Annotated in this window: 19 protein-coding genes; 9 read left to right on the top strand and 10 right to left on the bottom strand. The window is 62.7% G+C overall.

Features of this window, described 5'->3' with window-relative positions:
• Positions 1 to 46 precede the first annotated feature (46 nt).
• On the bottom strand, positions 47 to 1216 hold the full coding sequence (locus V3H18_RS03560) for a cysteine desulfurase family protein (RefSeq protein WP_332080517.1): 1170 nt from the start codon (positions 1214 to 1216) through the stop codon (positions 47 to 49).
• A gap of 96 nt (positions 1217 to 1312) precedes the next feature.
• On the opposite strand from V3H18_RS03560, the gene ruvX reads away from it, so the two are divergent.
• The gene (ruvX, locus tag V3H18_RS03565) at positions 1313 to 1789 is read left to right on the top strand and encodes a Holliday junction resolvase RuvX (protein ID WP_332080518.1); all 477 of its coding nucleotides are present in this window, start codon (positions 1313 to 1315) and stop codon (positions 1787 to 1789) included.
• Between the two features lie 48 nt (positions 1790 to 1837).
• Positions 1838 to 2161 carry a hypothetical protein gene (locus V3H18_RS03570; RefSeq protein ID WP_332080519.1) on the top strand — a complete coding sequence of 108 codons (324 nt, stop codon included), beginning with the start codon at positions 1838 to 1840 and terminating at the stop codon, positions 2159 to 2161.
• A gap of 1 nt (position 2162) precedes the next feature.
• On the opposite strand, the gene dprA is transcribed toward V3H18_RS03570, so the two are convergent.
• Together dprA and plsY are read right to left on the bottom strand one after the other, a co-directional pair.
• Positions 2163 to 3413 carry a DNA-processing protein DprA gene (dprA, locus tag V3H18_RS03575; RefSeq protein WP_332080521.1) on the bottom strand — a complete coding sequence of 417 codons (1251 nt, stop codon included), beginning with the start codon at positions 3411 to 3413 and terminating at the stop codon, positions 2163 to 2165.
• Positions 3410 to 4003 carry a glycerol-3-phosphate 1-O-acyltransferase PlsY gene (plsY, locus tag V3H18_RS03580; RefSeq protein WP_332080540.1) on the bottom strand — a complete coding sequence of 198 codons (594 nt, stop codon included), beginning with the start codon at positions 4001 to 4003 and terminating at the stop codon, positions 3410 to 3412. The genes dprA and plsY overlap by 4 nt, the downstream gene beginning before the upstream one ends.
• A gap of 220 nt (positions 4004 to 4223) precedes the next feature.
• On the opposite strand from plsY, the gene V3H18_RS03585 reads away from it, so the two are divergent.
• Genes V3H18_RS03585 through V3H18_RS03595 form a run of 3 tightly spaced genes read left to right on the top strand, consistent with a single transcriptional unit; the run spans position 4224 to position 7093 of the window.
• Complete coding sequence (locus V3H18_RS03585; protein WP_332080523.1) at positions 4224 to 5306, top strand: YcjF family protein; 1083 nt, start codon at positions 4224 to 4226, stop codon at positions 5304 to 5306.
• A gap of 6 nt (positions 5307 to 5312) precedes the next feature.
• Positions 5313 to 6128, top strand: a complete 816-nt coding sequence (gene xth, locus V3H18_RS03590) for an exodeoxyribonuclease III (RefSeq protein WP_332080524.1) — start codon at positions 5313 to 5315, stop codon at positions 6126 to 6128.
• Positions 6129 to 6157: 29 nt separating this feature from the next.
• Positions 6158 to 7093: a CBS domain-containing protein gene (locus V3H18_RS03595; protein ID WP_332080526.1), complete on the top strand. Its 936-nt coding sequence runs from the start codon at positions 6158 to 6160 to the stop codon at positions 7091 to 7093.
• A 121-nt stretch (positions 7094 to 7214) separates the two neighbouring features.
• Here the strand turns inward: V3H18_RS03595 and V3H18_RS03600 are convergent, their stop codons facing one another.
• Positions 7215 to 7682, bottom strand: coding sequence for a hypothetical protein (locus tag V3H18_RS03600; RefSeq protein WP_332080527.1), 468 nt, complete (start codon positions 7680 to 7682; stop codon positions 7215 to 7217).
• Between the two features lie 456 nt (positions 7683 to 8138).
• Here V3H18_RS03600 and V3H18_RS03605 point away from each other — a divergent pair, with 456 nt between their 5' ends.
• On the top strand, positions 8139 to 8723 hold the full coding sequence (locus V3H18_RS03605; protein WP_332080528.1) for a hypothetical protein: 585 nt from the start codon (positions 8139 to 8141) through the stop codon (positions 8721 to 8723).
• 192 nt (positions 8724 to 8915) lie between these two features.
• A complete protein-coding gene (locus V3H18_RS03610; RefSeq protein ID WP_332080529.1) occupies positions 8916 to 9512 on the top strand; it encodes a superoxide dismutase in 597 nt (198 codons plus the stop codon).
• A gap of 53 nt (positions 9513 to 9565) precedes the next feature.
• On the opposite strand, the gene V3H18_RS03615 is transcribed toward V3H18_RS03610, so the two are convergent.
• Together V3H18_RS03615 and V3H18_RS03620 are read right to left on the bottom strand one after the other, a co-directional pair.
• A complete protein-coding gene (locus V3H18_RS03615) occupies positions 9566 to 10114 on the bottom strand; it encodes an SRPBCC family protein (protein WP_332080530.1) in 549 nt (182 codons plus the stop codon).
• A 366-nt stretch (positions 10115 to 10480) separates the two neighbouring features.
• Entirely contained in the window at positions 10481 to 11683 is a 1203-nt protein-coding gene (locus V3H18_RS03620) for a pyridoxal phosphate-dependent aminotransferase (protein ID WP_332080531.1), read from the bottom strand.
• A 372-nt stretch (positions 11684 to 12055) separates the two neighbouring features.
• Between V3H18_RS03620 and V3H18_RS03625 the strand changes: the two genes are divergently transcribed.
• Entirely contained in the window at positions 12056 to 12298 is a 243-nt protein-coding gene (locus V3H18_RS03625; protein ID WP_332080532.1) for a hypothetical protein, read from the top strand.
• Between the two features lie 171 nt (positions 12299 to 12469).
• Here V3H18_RS03625 and V3H18_RS03630 read toward each other — a convergent pair whose 3' ends face one another.
• The 4 genes from V3H18_RS03630 to V3H18_RS03645 form a co-directional block, all read right to left on the bottom strand.
• Complete coding sequence (locus V3H18_RS03630; protein ID WP_332080533.1) at positions 12470 to 13069, bottom strand: copper chaperone PCu(A)C; 600 nt, start codon at positions 13067 to 13069, stop codon at positions 12470 to 12472.
• 159 nt (positions 13070 to 13228) lie between these two features.
• Positions 13229 to 15220, bottom strand: coding sequence for a c-type cytochrome (locus tag V3H18_RS03635; protein ID WP_332080534.1), 1992 nt, complete (start codon positions 15218 to 15220; stop codon positions 13229 to 13231).
• A gap of 118 nt (positions 15221 to 15338) precedes the next feature.
• Positions 15339 to 15761 (bottom strand): copper resistance CopC family protein, encoded by a 423-nt coding sequence (locus V3H18_RS03640; protein ID WP_332080535.1) that lies wholly within the window; start codon positions 15759 to 15761, stop codon positions 15339 to 15341.
• A gap of 63 nt (positions 15762 to 15824) precedes the next feature.
• Positions 15825 to 16442: a hypothetical protein gene (locus V3H18_RS03645; protein WP_332080536.1), complete on the bottom strand. Its 618-nt coding sequence runs from the start codon at positions 16440 to 16442 to the stop codon at positions 15825 to 15827.
• A gap of 158 nt (positions 16443 to 16600) precedes the next feature.
• Here V3H18_RS03645 and V3H18_RS03650 point away from each other — a divergent pair, with 158 nt between their 5' ends.
• Positions 16601 to 16729 (top strand): hypothetical protein, encoded by a 129-nt coding sequence (locus V3H18_RS03650; protein WP_332080537.1) that lies wholly within the window; start codon positions 16601 to 16603, stop codon positions 16727 to 16729.
• The last annotated feature ends 195 nt before the right edge of the window (positions 16730 to 16924 follow it).

Here is a 16924-nt window from a genome sequence, read left to right on the forward strand (position 1 = left end):
GATCGTTCCGCCGTCGCCCTGCATTTGTCCCCTTGGCGCGTCGCGCTTATGGGGCCGGCGCCTGGGCGGCGGAATGTCGCGACCTCATTCGATCCACGACACCTGCAAGAACCTTTCCAAACTCTTCTACATCCTCCGCGGTGGAAGACCAACCCAAACTCGCCCTAAGCGCCGCTTTTTCCTGTGCGCCCATCGCCGCAAGCACATGAGATTCTGTAATCTTTCCAGAAGAGCAAGCGGAGCCGGCGGAAAGCGCCACGCCTTCAAGATCAAGCGCCATAAGCAGGGTTCGGGCGTCAAGACCAGGAAGGGCGAAGGCGGTGGCGTTCGCCGAGCGGCCGGCCTCCCTTCCGTAGAATTGGGCGTTTGGCGCGACTTTCAAGACCTTATGCTCCAAGGCGTCGCGTAAAGCGGCAAGCCGTGCGCTTTCCTGCGGCGCCTTGGCGATCGAAGCCGCAACCGCGGCGGCGAAGCCGACCACGCCCGCGACGTTTTCCGTTCCCGCGCGACGGCCATATTCCTGTCCGCCACCACGCAGAACAGGATTGGCGAGATGCAGGCTGTCATCCCTAAGAGCCAATGCGCCGACGCCCGTCGGGCCGCCGAGTTTATGTGAAGAAAAGAACAATATATCGGCGTCCGTTGTCATAAATGTCGTATCGATCCGCCCAACGGCCTGCGTGGCGTCGCAGACAAGAAGTCCCCCTGCCGCATGAACGCGCGCCGCGGCGGCGGCGACAGGCTGAATGACGCCGGTTTCATTATTAACGGCCTGGAGCGCCAGCATCGCGCGCCCGCCTTGATTTTTATTAAGCGCCGCGTCGAGCGCCTCCAGCGAGAGCGTCCCGTCGGCGTTGAGCGCTATGTGCTCGACCGCCTGCGGCGGAAAGCGATGGCCTTGAAGCACGCAGGCGTGTTCTCCGGCGCCGATCAGCAAAACATCGAAGGGCGCGGCGTTGCGCTGGACCTCGATGTTAGGCGAGAGCGCGAGGTTCGCCGCCTCGGTCGCGCCCGACACGAAGACGACGTTGCGCCGCGCCGCGCCTATGGCCTTGGCGACGGTTTCGCGAGCGTCCTCCAGCAAGGCTTTGGCGGCGCGCCCCTCCGCATGGATCGACGAAGGATTGCCGAGCGCGTCCAGCGCCGCGAGCATCGCCGCCCGCGCTTGCGGGCGCAGCGGCGACGTGGCGTTATGGTCGAGATAGACGCGGGCCATGGTTGAAATGTAGCTGTTCTTGCCGGCGCTTGGGAGAGGCGCGGCGCAGGAAGAGTTTGCCTCGTCCCGCCGCCGTGCTAGCGCAGCGCGATGACGATGCGCGAGACGACGCTCGAAGAGCTTATGGGCCTATTGCCGGCGAAGGGCCGCGTCATGGGCCTCGATCTGGGAACCAAGACGATCGGCCTCGCGCTTTCCGATGTCGAGCGGCGGCTCGCCTCGCCGCTCGACACGATCAAACGGACGAAATTCTCGCAAGACGCCGAGACGCTACTGAAGCGCGCCGCCGACTTCGAGGTCAACGCGCTGATCGTCGGCCTACCGCTCAATATGGACGGCTCGCAAGGCCCCCGCGTGCAGGCGACGCGCGCCTTCCTGCGGAGCCTCGGGAAACTGTCGTCCCTGCCCTTCGCCTTCTGGGACGAACGCCTTTCGACCGCCGCTGTCACGCGGGAACTCATCGCGCAGGACGCCTCTCGCGCCAAACGCGCCGAAGTCGTGGACCGCATGGCCGCCGCCTATATTTTGCAGGGCGCGCTCGACCGTCTGAAAGGCTTGGCTCCACGTTCATAGAGATTACAACTTTTGATAGTATTTTATGCTTGACACAGCATAGGCGCGATGCAAAGAAAAATACAAATAAGTCTGATGTTTAACGGATTTATGCTGACGTTGGGCGCATTGCGGGGAAAAACAATCATGGCCCGGCCGGACGGTCGTCGACGGCTTGCGACTGACAAGGCGGGAGGAGTCGCGGATAAGAAGCAAGCCGCGCAGGACGCGGCGTCGACTGCCGCATATATTGCTGATATGGCTCATGAAATGTCGAAGCTTGCGAGCGGCTGCGGCTTGCCGATGCTTTCCTATTTTCTCAATCTGGCGCGCGCCGAAGCGGATCTACAGGCGCGCGAACTGGGCGGCTACGGCGTCGACCGCTCTTCCTGAGCTACAACTTTCGATTGAAAGCAAGGGAAACGCTATTGACGCCATGGCGCTGCAGTCGCCCCTCCATGTCGAGCTCCGTCAAAACGCCCTGAACTTCTGGCGCCGTCAGTCTCGCCACGCGGATCAATTCGTCGATGGGGATCGGCGCCGGCCCGAGAAGCGATACCACCACTTCATGCGGATCGCGCGGCGGCTCGGCGTCGTCGCCATTCTCCGCCTGCCGCGTCTTCTCGCTTTGCGAAGGTTCGGCGGGAGCGACGAAATCCGGGCGTCGCGGCCGTTCCTCGAAGGCCGAGCCGTTCTCGGGAAAGAGATCGAGTTCGTCGATCAGATTTTCCTCTTCCGTCACGCCGTCGTCGAAAAGCGTCTTGCGCGTGGGCGCGCCGGCGTTCTCGGAGAGCGTGGAAATCACATCTTCCGGCCGCGCGCAAAGCGTCGCGCCCTGCCGAATGAGATCGTTCGTTCCTTCGGCGCGCGGATCGAGCGGCGAGCCTGGGACGGCGAAGACCTCCCTTCCCTGCTCATTGGCGAAGCGCGCCGTGATGAGCGAGCCGGAGCGCCGCGCCGCCTCCACGACGATGGTCGCGCGGGAAACGCCGGAGATGATCCGGTTGCGGCGCGGAAAGTCGCGGCCGCGCGGCTCCCATTCGATTGGCATCTCCGAAATGACGAGGCCGCGCTCTGCGATCTCTTCGACGAGCCGCGCATGTTCGGCGGGATATGGCCGCGCATGGCCGCCGGCGAGCACGGCGATGGTTCCGGTCTCTAACGTTGCGCGATGCGCGACGGCGTCTATGCCGCGCGCCAGGCCCGAGACCACGACATAATTTTCGAGCGCAAGCCCGCGCGCGAGCCGCTCCGCGAAGGCGAGGCCCGAGGCCGAAGCGTTGCGCGAGCCGACGATCGCCACGCCATCGCGCTGCGCGACCCATGAGGCGCCGCGCAAGGCGATGAGCGGCGGCGCGTCGGCGATTTCCCGCAACAACGGCGGATAGTCTGGATCGCCCGTCGTCGCGAAACGAACGCCGAGCGCGCCCGCCGCCTCAATCTCGCGCAAGGCCTCTTCGCGCGACGCAATGCGGATCACGCGCCCGCGCAGGGAGCGCGCCGCGAGCTCCGGCAGCGCCTCCAGCGCCGCGCCCGCGCCGCCAAAACGATTGACGAGCTGCTGAAACGTGCGCGGCCCGACATTCTCGCTGCGGATGAGCCGCAGCCAGTCGACGAGTTGGGCGTCGCTCAGCCGCCCGCTCACGCCTTTTGCCCGATGCGCGACTCCGTCCCCGCGCGCAGTCGGGCGATATTGTCGCGATGCTTGCGCCACACAAGCGCAGCCATGACGGCGACGACGACGGCTTCGCCGCCTCGTCCGAACAGGAACAGCGCAATGGGCGCCGCCGCGCTCGCGACGAGCGCGGCGAGCGAGGAGTAGCGCGCGACCGCCGCCGTCGTCAGCCATACGGCGCAGAAAATCAGCGCGGCAGGCCAATACAGGCCGAAAAGCGCGCCAAGAAAAGTGGCGACGCCCTTGCCGCCTTTAAACTTCAGCCATACAGGCGCGATATGTCCGATAAAGGCGGCGAAGGCCGCGATCACGCCGCCTTCTGGCGAGAGCTGCGCGCCAATGAACGCTGCGACGGCTCCCTTCAGCGCGTCGAGCAGCAACGTCGCCGCCGCGAGGTCCTTGCGCCCGGTGCGCAGCACATTGGTCGCGCCGATATTGCCCGAGCCGATCGCGCGCAGATCGCTCGTTCCCGCGAGCCGCGTCAGCAAGAGGCCGAAAGGAATCGAGCCGAGCAAATAGCCGATCGCCAATGCGAAGGCGTCGTATAGGAAAGAGTCCATGGACGAAAACGCGAAACTCATGGGGCGGGCGTTGACAGGATGCTAAAGGAGCGGCCACAGCGCCGCAACCCGGCGTTTTCCATGTGGAACGCCTATATGCAGGGGCATGGGCGGCGCGCGTCTTTCCGGGGAAAAGCTCCCCTTTTGGCGCGCCGCCGCGGCTAGCCGCCTCCCGTTTTTCGGGACGACGCGCTAAAAGCTGGTAAAGCCAGGACCACGCATGAGCAATATAGAGCGCAGACCGCGCCCCCGGGCCTTCCGTCTCGAAGGCGACCGGACGGTCACGGGAAAGACGCCGCCGCAGGCCGAAGAGGCCAAACAGGCGTCGGCGGAAGTGATCGAAGCGGAATATGACGCCTTCGCCCGGGAGGCGGCGCAGCTCGTCGACGGCATGGCCGGCGACGAAGCCGCGGTCGAGGCCGCGCAGGCGAACGGCCTCTTGCGCCGCTACGTCTTTTCCTGGGGCGGCGTCTTCCTGTCGGCGCTCTCCGGTCTTCTGTCTCTCGCCCTGACGCTTTGGATCTGGGGTTTCGTCGAAGACCTTTTCCGTCGTTCCGCCATTCTCGGCGCCATCGGGCTCGCGCTCGCCGGCCTTGCGGCGGTCGCGGCGCTCATTTCCATGGCGCGCGAGTTTCGCGCCATCGGCCGGCAGAACCGCATCGCCAAATTGCACGCCGCCCTCGCGGAGGCCCACGCCAGCGATGACGGCAAGGCGGCCCGCGCGCGCGTCGGCGAGCTTTGCAAACTCTACGAGGACCGTCCGGCCACGGGCGCCGCCCGCGCGCGCGTCCATGATTATGTGAAGCAGATCATCGACGGGCGCGACCTGATCGCGCTCGCCGAGCATAATCTCGTCGCGCCGCTCGACGAGGAGGCGCGTCGCGAGATCGCGGCGGCGGCGAAGCGCGTCTCCGTCGTCACTGCAATCAGCCCGCGCGCGCTAATCGACGTGATGTTCGTCATCGGCCAGGCCATCGTGCTGATGCGCCGCATCGCCGAAATTTATGGCGGGAGGCCCGGCCTTCTTGGTTTCTTCAAGCTTGCGCGCTCCGTCGGCGCGCATCTTGCGATCACCGGCGGCGTCGCCGTCGGCGACTCGATCTTGCAACAGGCGCTCGGGCACGGCATTGCCGCACGCATTTCGGCCAAACTGGGCGAAGGCGTATTGAACGGGCTCCTCACCGCGCGCGTCGGCCTTTCGGCCATGGCCGTCTGCCGGCCCACCCCCTTCGTCTCCGAAAAGCAGCCCGGCGTCAGCGACGTCGCGCCTTTTCTCTTCGGCGGCGACAAGACCAAAAGCTAAACAACGTTGAAAGCAGCCACCTTGAAGATCACCACCTGGAACATCAATTCCGTGCGCCTGCGCATGCCGCTCGTCGCCCAATTCCTCAAGAGCAAGGCGCCGGACGTTCTATGCCTGCAGGAAACGAAATGCCGCGACTCCGAATTTCCGATGAAGGATTTTCATGCGCTTGGCTACAATCACGTCGCGATCAACGGGCAGAAGGGCTATCACGGCGTCGCCGTCGTCTCGAAACGACCGCTGCGCCTCTCCCAGAAACGCGACTTTTGCGACAAGGGCGACGCGCGCCACATAAGCGTCGAGGTGGAAGCCGACGGCGGCCCGATCACGCTGCATAATTTCTACGTTCCCGCCGGCGGCGACGAGCCGGATGTGACGATCAATCCGAAATTCCTGCACAAACTCGATTTCCTCGACGAGATGCGGGAATGGATCGTCTCGCAAGGCGTCTCGCGCGGGCGCGTCATGCTGCTCGGCGATCTCAATATCGCGCCGCTCGAACATGATGTATGGAGCCATAAGGCGCTTCTAAAAGTCGTCAGTCACACGCCGATCGAGGTTGAGAAGCTGACGAATGTCTTCGAAGCGGGCGCGTGGATCGACGCCATGCGGCATTTCGTGCCGCGGGATGAAAAGCTCTATACTTGGTGGAGCTATCGCGCCGCTGATTGGGAGGCCTCGAACCGCGGCCGGCGGCTCGACCACATTCTGGTGAGCGAAGCGCTGGGGGGCGCCCTCCAAAGTCTTGACGTGCTGCGCGAGGCGCGCAATTGGGAGCGTCCCTCCGACCATGTGCCGGTGACGGTCGAATTGTCCACATGAACGCTTGAAGTCGAGAGGCGGGGCGACGAATGATCGCGCGCGATCTGATGAACAGCGACTTCCCTTTTGTGACGGTCGACGCCGATCTCGACTATGTCGCGAAGCTGCTCGCTGAAACCGGCCTCGGCGCCGTGCCTGTCGTCGACGACAAACTGGCGCCGATCGGGATCGTCACGCGCAGCAATCTTGAAGCGCCGAGGCCGCAAGGCGAGAGCGTCGACCTCGGCGACATCCCCGAATTTCTCTTGCGCAACCGTCTGAAGCCGGTCTTCCGCGCCAATGGGCGCGGGCTGCGCGACGTGATGACCACGCCCGCCATCTCCGTGCCCGACGTCGCCAAACTTCCCGACGTCATGCGCGTGATGGAGAGCCACCATCTCAAGCGCATTCCCGTCGTCGAGGGCCAGAAAATCATCGGCCTCGTTCTGCGCAAGGAAGTGCTGAACGCGGTGCGGGCGGGCCCCGAGGCGCTGGAGGCGCGCCGGCGCCGCCCGATCATCTCCATTCCGCAGCAATCCGACCGCCATGCGCTGGCGACCGCGGAAGAATTTCGCAAACTTGTCGCAGCGCATGAACGCGAGCTTGAAAAAGAGCGCGAGGACGGTCGCCGCGCGGCGCTCGAATTGCGCGACCAGCGTATCCGCGAACTCGCGGAGCGGCGCCTCGTCGAAGGCGAATGGCGCGAGATGCTCCGTCAGGCGCGCCGCAGCGCCGCCGCCGGCTTGACGGAACACATGCTGATCCGCTTCCCTTCGCTGCTTTGCTCGGACGGCGGCCGCGCCATCAACGCGCCGGACCCAAATTGGCCGGAGACGCTGCGCGGCGAACCCGCCGACGTTTTCAAACGCTGGCGCAACGAACTCCAGCCTCGCGGCTTCCATCTCGCCGCTCAGATCATCGAATTTCCGGAAGGTCTTCCCGGCGACGCCGCGCTCTTTCTGATGTGGGGAGCGAGCCGCCTCTGAGCGGCTAGCGCTTTCCGATCAGACGGAACGCCTGATCGATAAGAAATCGCGCTGACTCAATACGCTGCAGCAAGTTCTGATCGAAAAAGTCTGTAAGCTCTTTCGGAACGTGCTCTAAGGGTCAGCTGCGGCGCATATCGCCTTGCGCGCGCAAGGCGGCAAGCGAGGGATAGCGCTGGGCGCCGCCCGCTCCATGCACCTCGACCGAACCGTCTGAGAACATCACATAGACCGCTTCGCCGGCGGTATAGCGATCGACCTCGACGGGGCTTTTTTCTTTGGAGGGCGTCGCCTCAGTCTTGACCGGCTCCCTGGCGGACGCGCCGACCGGCTTGGCGGCGGGCCTATTCGCGGCCGCCGCCGGCTCTTGCGCCTTCTCGGCGAGTTGAGCGGAAAGGCGCCCGAGAAGATTCGCGACGCGGCCGAGCGCCATCGTCACCGCGCCGCCCGAAACCGCCGTCGCGCCGGCGATGAACTGGCTCCACCCCCGTTCGAGGAGAATCTGATCCCAGCCCGCCCACATGCCGTAGAGGCCGAAGAGCATCAGCAACAACCCGAGGCCGAAAATGGCCCAACCCTGACGCGCCATGACTTTCCCGCGTTCTCGTTCTTGAACGAACGCATTTTCTCCGCCGAACGGCATCCACGTCGGCGGAAAATGCTTCAAACCCGTAATTTCCTCGGGCGGGAAAATCTAACACAAGCCGCGCGCGCCGCCTAACCAGCCTGGTCTTTGGACATTCATTGAATTACTGTAATGAGCTCACAACTTCTTTCGAGCGCTCCTAACTCAAAAATCCATATATATGGCTATGATCAATACATATATCAAGATATTGTGGCATGGCGTGCTGCGCCCGTCGTGACGGGTGACTAACTAGTCTTTTAATATCAATATGTTATAAATATAGATCAGTCAGCGTCTCGATGTCGCATCGTAAAATCTCTTCGCAATACAAATCTACCTCCGCAGGCCGATCGGGCGGCGCTTGCGGCGGAAGAACGATTTTCGTCGGCTTTAGGGAAAATCCGAGGAGACTTCATAATGGCAAGCTTAGTTCTTGCGCGCGGTCTGCTGGCCGGCGCGCTTCTCTCGGCCGTCGCTTTTTTCGGCGCGCCGTCGGCGGCTTTGGCGCATGGCGGCGTCAAGCTCGAACATGACGAATGCGTGCTGCGCGTCGGCCCGAACGTCATGCATTTCATCGCCTATCAGCGCGTGGGCGAAGATATCGAATATTGCGAGGACATCGGCAACGTCGGGCCGACCGTCATCGGATTGACCGCGGTGTCGCCGGCGCTGCGCGACATGGCGATCGGCATGCGCATCGTGAAGGAGCCGGGCGAGGAAACCGTCGTGGACATCGCGCCGAAAGTCCATCGCAACGGGGCCATGACCTTTGAATACAACTTCAAGGAGAAGGGACATTACGTCGGCCTTGTGACGGCGCGGGACGATCTCGGCCATGAATGGACGGCGCGTTTCCCCTTCTCGGTCGGTCTCTACACTTTCTGGGGGATGATCGAATATATCCTCTACGCCGTCGGCTTCGTGTCGCTAGTCGGCCTGCTCTGGTTCGTTCTGCGCGCGAAATCGAGCAAGGCGCCGCGAACGGGCGACGCGATCGCCTGACGCAAAGCCGTCATCTTAAAAATGGCGTGGCCCGGCGCGTCCGGGCCATGCTTTTTTTTGCGTCAATCATGGCGCGATAACGGGCCATTTGGAACCATTCGCGATATTGCCGCGCGCCCCGCCGGGGTCTAGTTAATCGCTCGGAGCTGTGGCTGACAGGCTGTGCTCATTGTCGCCGTTCGGGAGAAAATTATGTCCTTCACCCTCGAAGATCTGCCTTATCCCTATGACGCCCTGCAACCATATTTGTCGCGCGAATCCTTTGAATATCATCACGACAAGCATCATGCGACCTATGTCACGAACGCCAATAATCTGGTCAAGGGCACGGAATATGAAGGAAAGCCGATCGAAGAAGTGATCGTCACCTCCTACAATCGCAATACGCCGATTTTCAATAATGTCGCTCAGCACTACAATCATCATCACTATTGGAAATGGCTGAAGCCCAATGGCGGCGGCGCCATTCCCGAGAAGGTCGCCAAGGCGATTGTCGACGCCTTCGGCTCTGTCGAAAAATTCAAGGAGGATTTCCAGAAGGAAGGCCTTGGCCAATTCGGCTCAGGCTGGATCTGGCTCGAAGTGAAGGATGGCAAGCTGGCGCTGCGCAAGACGCCCAACGCCGAAAATCCGCTCATCCACGGCGCGCATCCCATCCTCGTCGCCGATGTGTGGGAGCATTCCTATTACATCGATTATCGCAATCGCCGCGCCGACTATCTCAAGGCCTTTCTCGACCATATCGTGAATTGGGAATATGTCGAGGAGCGGCTCGACCAGGCGCCTTAAGCCGTTTCGCGAGGCGAGCGGCGCGAAACGTAAGCGGGTCGCGCCGCGCTTTTTCAGGACGCGGCGATCGTCGGGCGGGATTCGACGACGCGCTTCAAATTGGCGAGGCCCTGTTCGTATTGGCGGCCAATGGTCTCTTCGAGATTTAAGAATTTATAGAGCGCCTTGCCGATGAACTCGTGGCGGCCGGACATCGCCCAGGTCACTTCGGTGCGCGCCTCGTCTTGCGGTCTGAAGTCGAATTGCACGTCGTTCTTGGTCTTGAACGGCTTCTTGAATTCGATCTTGATGCGGATGCGTTCGCCCTGGCGGCTTTCGACGATCTCCATCGCGCCGACGCCCACCTGCTTGTCGCCTGACCAGGCATAGGTCGCGCCATAGCCCTGCGGCGTGCCTCCATATTCCGCCGTCATATTGGGATCGAGCTTCGCCCACGGGGACCAGTCGCTCCAGGCGCGAAAGTCGTTGACGTGGCGGAACACGGTTTCCGGCGGCGCTTCGATCACCGTCGAGCGCGCGACGCGGAAACTGTCCGGCAGCAGGGAGATATAGGCGATCAGCGCGCTGACGGCGGCGAGGAAGATGAGAGCAATTAACGTCATGGACGCGGATCCTCCTGCTGGCGCGCTTTCCGATCAGATGGGATCGCCTGATCGATAAGAAATCACGCCCGATGAAAAGCTGGAGCAGTTCCGGTCGAAAAAGTCCGTCTACTTTTTCGGAACTCGCTCTTAGCCCGGCGGCGTTTGCCGCCGTGTCGCTCGCGCATGATCCGCCGCCTGACGCGCGATGCCCTTCAGTCTAGAGCGCGCCGCGAAAAAGGGGAATCCGGTTTTTGGCGTGCGGCGCGCTCGAAACTTTTTGAATCGATCTGATTATCCGCATTTGCGCCGGATTCGCCGCGATGCGGCGGGATCGAGAGCTTTCTCGGCCGAAGGCTTGCGGCGCCGCGCAGCAACAGCGCCGCCTCAGACGAGGCTGCCGCAGAAAGTCTGGATTTTGCGGCAGGCGTCCTCAAGCAGCGCGTTCGAGGCCGCATAGGAGACGCGGAAGGCCGGCCCGGCGCCGAAGGCCGAGCCCTGCACGACCGCGACCCCCTGGGCGTCGAGGAGCTCGGTGACGAAATCCTCGTCACTCTCGATGACCTTGCCCTGCGGCGTCTTGCGGCCGATCGCCTCGGCGCAGGAGGGGAAGACGTAGAAAGCCCCCTCTGGCGTCGGGCATTTGAGATATTTCGCCTGATTGAGCATGGAGACGACGAGATCTCGCCGCTCCTCGAAAGCCTTGCGAAAGACCGCAAGGTGATCCTGCGGCCCCTCCAGCGCCTCGACCGCGGCCCATTGCGCGATCGAGCAGGCCCCCGAGGTCTGCTGGCCCTGCAGCAGGTCCATCGCCTTGATGAGCGCGCTGGGGCCGGCGGCGTAGCCGATGCGCCAGCCGGTCATGGCGTAGGCCTTGGAGACGCCGTTCATGGTCAGCGTGCGCTCGATCAGCGCCGGCTCGACCTGCGCCGGCGTGACGAATTTGAAGTCGCCATAGACGAGATGCTCGTAAATGTCGTCGGTCAGCACATGGACCTGCGGATGGCGCAACAGCACATCCGTGACCTTTTTCATCTCGTCGAAATTATAGGCCGCGCCGGAGGGATTCGACGGCGAGTTCAGCACCAGCCATTTGGTCTTGGGCGTGATGACGCGCTCCAGCGCCTCGGGCTGGAGCTTAAAGCCGTCCTCCATCCGCGTCTCGACGAAAACGGTCATCCCGCCGCAGATCGCGACCATTTCCGGGTAGCTCACCCAATAGGGTGCCGGCACGACCACCTCGTCGCCGGGATTGATCGTGGCGAGGAAGGCGTTGAACAGAATATGCTTGCCGCCCGTCGCGACGATCGTGTCCGAGGCCTTGTAGTCGAGGCCGTTCTCGCGCTTGAACTTTTTCGCCACCGCCTCGCGCAGCGGCGGAATGCCGAGAACCGGCGTATAACGCGTCTCGCCTCGATCAATCGCGGCCTTGGCGGCGGCGCGAATATGCTCCGGCGTATCGAAATCAGGCTCGCCGACGGAAAGGCTGACGACCTCTCGCCCCTGGGCTTTGAGATCGCGGGCCTTTTGCGTCACGGCGATGGTGGCGGAAGGCTTCACGCGCGACAGGGCGTTGGCGAGGAAGGTCATGGCCGTTGGGACTCTTTGGCGGGATGTGCAATGCACCATAATGAGGGGCGCACCCGCGAGCAATGGAATTTCCCGGCCGCCCCAACCAGCGGACGCGGCGCCCCGCGAGCCTTCGGTTGCGCCTAATCCCGCGATTTAACGAGACAATTGGTTTGAAATTGGAATCAATTTTATGCGAAGGGACTAGCCCTAGATAACCATGATGCCGGGTTTACTTAAAAATTTATGAATTTTCTAAAATCGGGTGCAACTTTTTTCGTTGATCTTCGTTTCTCCCCTATAGACGCACGTCACGCGACGGTCGTCGCGCGACCGCCAGAGGGAGTAGGCGCAAGCGTCACTAAAGGGCGAGTGCCGAGAGGAAGAGAAGAGATGTCGCTCGTTGATAAATTTGAAGATCAGATGGAGCCCGCTTTCACCCGCAGCTTCGACAGGGATTCTGCGCGCAGGCAGTTCCGCGTTTCGCTCCTTCTTGTCGTCGCCATGGCCACGGCCGCCTTCGTCCTCGGCTTCGCGCTGCCGATCGGGTCGACGCCCGCGCAGAAATCGACGCCGGTCGCTACCGACAGCAGCGTCTTCGCTGGCCGTCTCGTCACGATCGACAGCAATCGCTGACGAAACCGGCATTTTTGCGACGGTTCCGGAATATTGGCCGCGCGCCTGAAGGGGCGCGCGTTCATTATTTTGCGGATGTCGCGGGGCGGCCGGCCCGTTCAAGAGACGGAAATTTAAAAAACCGGGGCCTCGCGGCGCCCGGCTTTTTGTCTGTGCGCAGGGCCGAGCCGCCTATTTCGCGGGTTTAGGCTCTTCCATGTGATGATGATGGTGGTGATGCTCGTGGCCGGAGCTTTCCGGCTTCGGACCGGCTGAATCCTGGCCATGAGCCTTCTGCCAGCGCTCCATGGCCTCGGCGTCATGCGCCTGCTTTGCGTCGGGGGCGTCGATCGAAGCGTCGATCGTGACTTCGCCCGCCTTCTCGAACAACAGCGTCATCTCCAGGCCCCAGCCGACTTCGAGATGCTTCTTGATATCGAGGAGCGCCACATAGGCGCCGCCGGGCGCAAGCGTTGTGAGCGACTTCGGCGGCAGGAGCACCGGCGTCACGAGATTGAGCTGCTTGGGGTCGCCGTGAATTTCCGCCTTGCCGAATTTCTCCGACTTCACGCCGATCAGCTTATCCGGCGAGTCTCCATTATTGTGCAGCATGGCGAAGAATTGCGCCTTATCGTCCCCGTCCGCAGGGGCGCGCAGCCAGGGGTGCTCGACCTTCAGCTTGCCGACGTCATATTCATGCGCTTGAGCCTGACCGCCGAAGCGAAGCAGGCCGAGCGCCGCCCCCGTGAGCAGGGATCCGCCGGTCAGCAAGAGTTCGCGCCGCTTTATCATTTTCTCTCTCCCTTGTTCGCCGGCCTTGTCGCCGGCCTTGTCAACATCATGGCGAAGGAGACGCGGGCCCGATAGCCTCGCCGCCCCTGTGCGACAATATGGCGCGTCCGGCGTGGTTCTCCGTCGTAAGGCGCCGCCGGCGCGGAAAACGCGTCAGCGCTAATGCGAGTGAAGGTTGATTTCGATCAAAGGCTCGCGGGAGAGCTCCGCGACAAGCCCCGCCAATTTCGTCGCGCTGGCGTCGTCGGGCGCGAATTTACGGAAACGGGCGCGCACATAGCCCGAGCGGTCGATGACGAAATGCGCCTCTTCGATCTCCTCGGAAATCGGCTCATTGGGATAGCGGTTGATGACCGAATAGGCCGCCTCGACCTGCTTGGGATGGACGGGCTCCCAGCCTTTGGTCTGCGCCGAGCAGGCGTCGTCGTAAATCGTCACATGATGCGCGCCCGCCGCCTTGGCGGCCTCATGCGCAATCGTCAGGCTTTTTTCGCGCTCCTGCGCCGCCTCGCCCGAGGCCGCCGCGCAGCGCGCGAAGGAGACCAGCGTCGGCGCGCCGCGCAGTCTGAACAGCGACGGAGCCTTTTCATCTGGATCGACCAGCGCGAAATCCGGCGCGATCAGCCATTGGATCATCGGCTGCGGGCTCATGAAGCGGGCGCGGTTGGAATAGGAGAGCATCAGCAGGAAGTTGATGACGTCCCAGCGGTCGTCCGTATCGAGCTGTTCGCGAAAGCTCGGCATGACGCCGCTCTGGCCGCCATGCGTCAGCCAATGGAAGATGTCGCCGATCGTGTGGGTGCCGACATGGGGCGCGGTGAGATCTGCCGGCTGGACGAGGACGCCCTGAGCGTTTTTGAGATCCTTGGCGAGGGGGCCGTTTCCTTCCCCCTGCGCGCCATGACAGCCGGTGCAAAGCTCCTGGAAATGCGCGAAGCCCCGCGCGACGGATTCGGCGGTATAATCCTGCGTCGGATCGTCGTATGTGTCGGTATAGGCCTCCGTCGAGAGGGATACGGCGAGCGCGACGAGCGCAGCGCTCGCGATGGCGGGCGTCGCGAAGCGGCGATAGGCGCGCGTCGCCGGCGTCCACCAGATCAGCGCCGCGGCGACCGCAAGCGTCAGCGCCGCCACGCCCCACCACCAGATGGACGAGAACATCGCCGGCTTCTGGCCCCAGGTGGCGATATAGGAGAGCCGGAAGGGCAGCGGCCAATAGAGATTGGTCTCATGCGAGGCCGGGGTGATTACCGCGATATAGCCGGCGATCGACAGCAAGGCGAGGCCGAAGAGCGTTTCGGCGACCCCCACTTTGCCGTACCAGTCGAAGTTGAATTCGCCCGCGGGACGGCGCGTCAGATAGCGCGCGAGCAGCAGCGCCGCGAGCAGCACGCCGCAAAGGAAGATGAGCTTTAAGGTCAGCAGACGGCCATAGGGCGTCGCCAGAAGATTGGGAACGCTGCCGACATTCTCCCAGGCGATGGCGAAGCCGCTGATCGCGACCAGGACCATGGCGACCTTGGCGACCAGCGACCACCGCTCGGCGAGCCGCGCCGCCGCCTCTGGCAGCTTGCCGCGCGCCGTCAGCATCCACCAAATGAGACCGACCAGGCCGCCAAGCCAGGTCAGGCCCGCCGCGGTGTGAAGAAGAAAGCTCGCCTGCGTCCAGCGCGGCAGGCCGTCGTCGATCGCGTGCCCCGTGACGGAAATCGTGGCTAGAACGAGGACGCCGACCACAAGCGTCGCCTGCTCGACGAATTCGGACTGGACGAAGAGGCGCGCGATCGCGAGCCCCGCGAAGAGAAAGGCGATGAGCTGCGTCGCGATCCAGGCCTTGCCGACGCTCGTCCCTATGGTGAATTCCGACAAAGTCCTAAAATCGATCGAAATCTCGGCCGGAAAGATCTGCCGCGCGGTCGCGTAAAGAAGCGCGAATCCCAGAAAGGCGCGGATAAGGCCAAGCGCGGCGACCGCCGCTTTGAATCGGCCGCTCTCGGCGCCCGCTGCGCGCAGCCTCAAAAGCAACGAGGCGGCGGTCGAAGGGCCCGGCTGGCCCTCGACATCCATGAGGCGCGGCAGCAGCAAAAGCCCGACCGCGACGGCGGAAGGCAGGCTCAAGAGAAAGCGAATGGCTGCGAGAGAGAGATACATTTTCGTTCAGCCCGAAGTCCCGTTGCGCCGGGCGCCCCCGCCACGGCGGCCCGCCACGCTCCAACGCCGGGCGCCTCCGGCGTTTCTCCCTTTTTCTCGCCGCTGAGAAAATGCGCGCCTATTTCTTTTCGTCGACCGTGAATTCGTAATTGCCCTCGACGATATGGCCGTCCGTCGAGAGAACCCGATAGCGCACGATATATTTGCCGGGCGCGAGCTCCGGCGCATTGGCCATCAGTTCGCGCGGCTTGTCGGGAACGCCGGTATTGCCCTCCCCAAGCACTTTGCCATCCGTCGTTTCGATCGTGATCTTGGAATATTGCGGCTCGACGCCGCCGCCAAAGCGCAGCTTCACCGTTTTTGGCGATCCGACCACATGCTCTTTCGAGGAGGGCGAAGCGTCGACAAGGAAGGAATGCGCGAAGGCGGAAGAAGCGACAAGGACGCAGGCGAAGGCGCCGGCGAGGAGCGGCGCGACGGCCGCGACACGGCCGCGGACCCGCCCTTTATTATTGGCGCAATTCTTTAGTGCGTATGTCATGGCGTCTCCTCGATAAGCCGGCCGCCCCGTATCAGGTTGAAATATTTGCGCCCGTTGCGGCCTTCAAGACGCCGCGGTCTCCGTGGCGTCCTTCTTCTTGCTCGAAGGATGGGTGTGTTTCCAATAGAGAAACACCATGCCGGCGATCAATATGGTCCCGGCGATCTGCGGCACCCACGCCCACAAGGTCTCGCCGACCATGAATTTAAAGTCCGAGGTTTCCTGCGTTCCATCGGGCCGGGTCAGCGTCACGAGGCCGACGTAATGCCCATTGTTCTTGAAGTCATGTTCGATATTGAACGTGCCCTTCGTATATTTGGTCGCGGGAAGATGGACCTCCGTCAAGGCGTCGAGGTCCGTATCCTTTGTGATCGGCGTCACCGGATCGCGGATGATGCGGACTTCGAGCGGCAGGTCGCGAAAGGCGGGATTCTCGATGTCGAAGACGAGAATCGTCCGGCCCGTGCCCGGTATCTCCGAGCAATATTCGCTCCGCGACTTTCCGGGTTGATAGGCGGTGATGTGGATCATGTCGTAGCCGAACATGACCATGCACATATTGCCCATGCTCATGGCTTCCGGCCCCGCGCCGCCGGACCCTTCGGCGCGCGGCTGCGGCGCGAAACCCAGCGAAAGAAGCGCGCCCAAAACAGCCGCCGCGACGCTACGCCATTTTCTCATTTCCATCCCTCGATCTTTTATGAACCCCAGCGGGCCGTCGCTCTTTGAGGCGACCGTTCAAAGCCAGCGGACCGACAGCGCGGATTTAGCGTCAGCCCTCGCTTCTTCTACTCGATGCAGCATGACAGAACTGTGCGTTGTTGGCGCTGTTTTGACAAATGACGCGAGCCGAAGCGAGCGAAAACAATGCAGCTTATTTGCGTCTAATGGACGCACCGTTTGACATCAAGCAAACGCTGCAGGGATATTTTTTCTTCATCGCCGTCGGCCTCGACGATGTCGATTGATTAGTCGCGAGCGCGCGGCGCGGTTTGCCGGGAAGCGGAGCCGCGCGACTGGCGGAGCGGCGAAAAAGAACCCCCCGGCGATTTGGGTCGCCGGGGGGAGAGGCTAGCGCTTGGGGCGCTTATATTTATTGATCGCTTAGGGCATATCGCCGGCGACGAACTTCGGAATGACCGGCCCGCCGATTTCCGCGCCGA

The organism is Methylocystis borbori (genome assembly GCF_036576025.1).
In the GTDB taxonomy this organism is placed as follows: domain Bacteria; phylum Pseudomonadota; class Alphaproteobacteria; order Rhizobiales; family Beijerinckiaceae; genus Methylocystis; species Methylocystis borbori.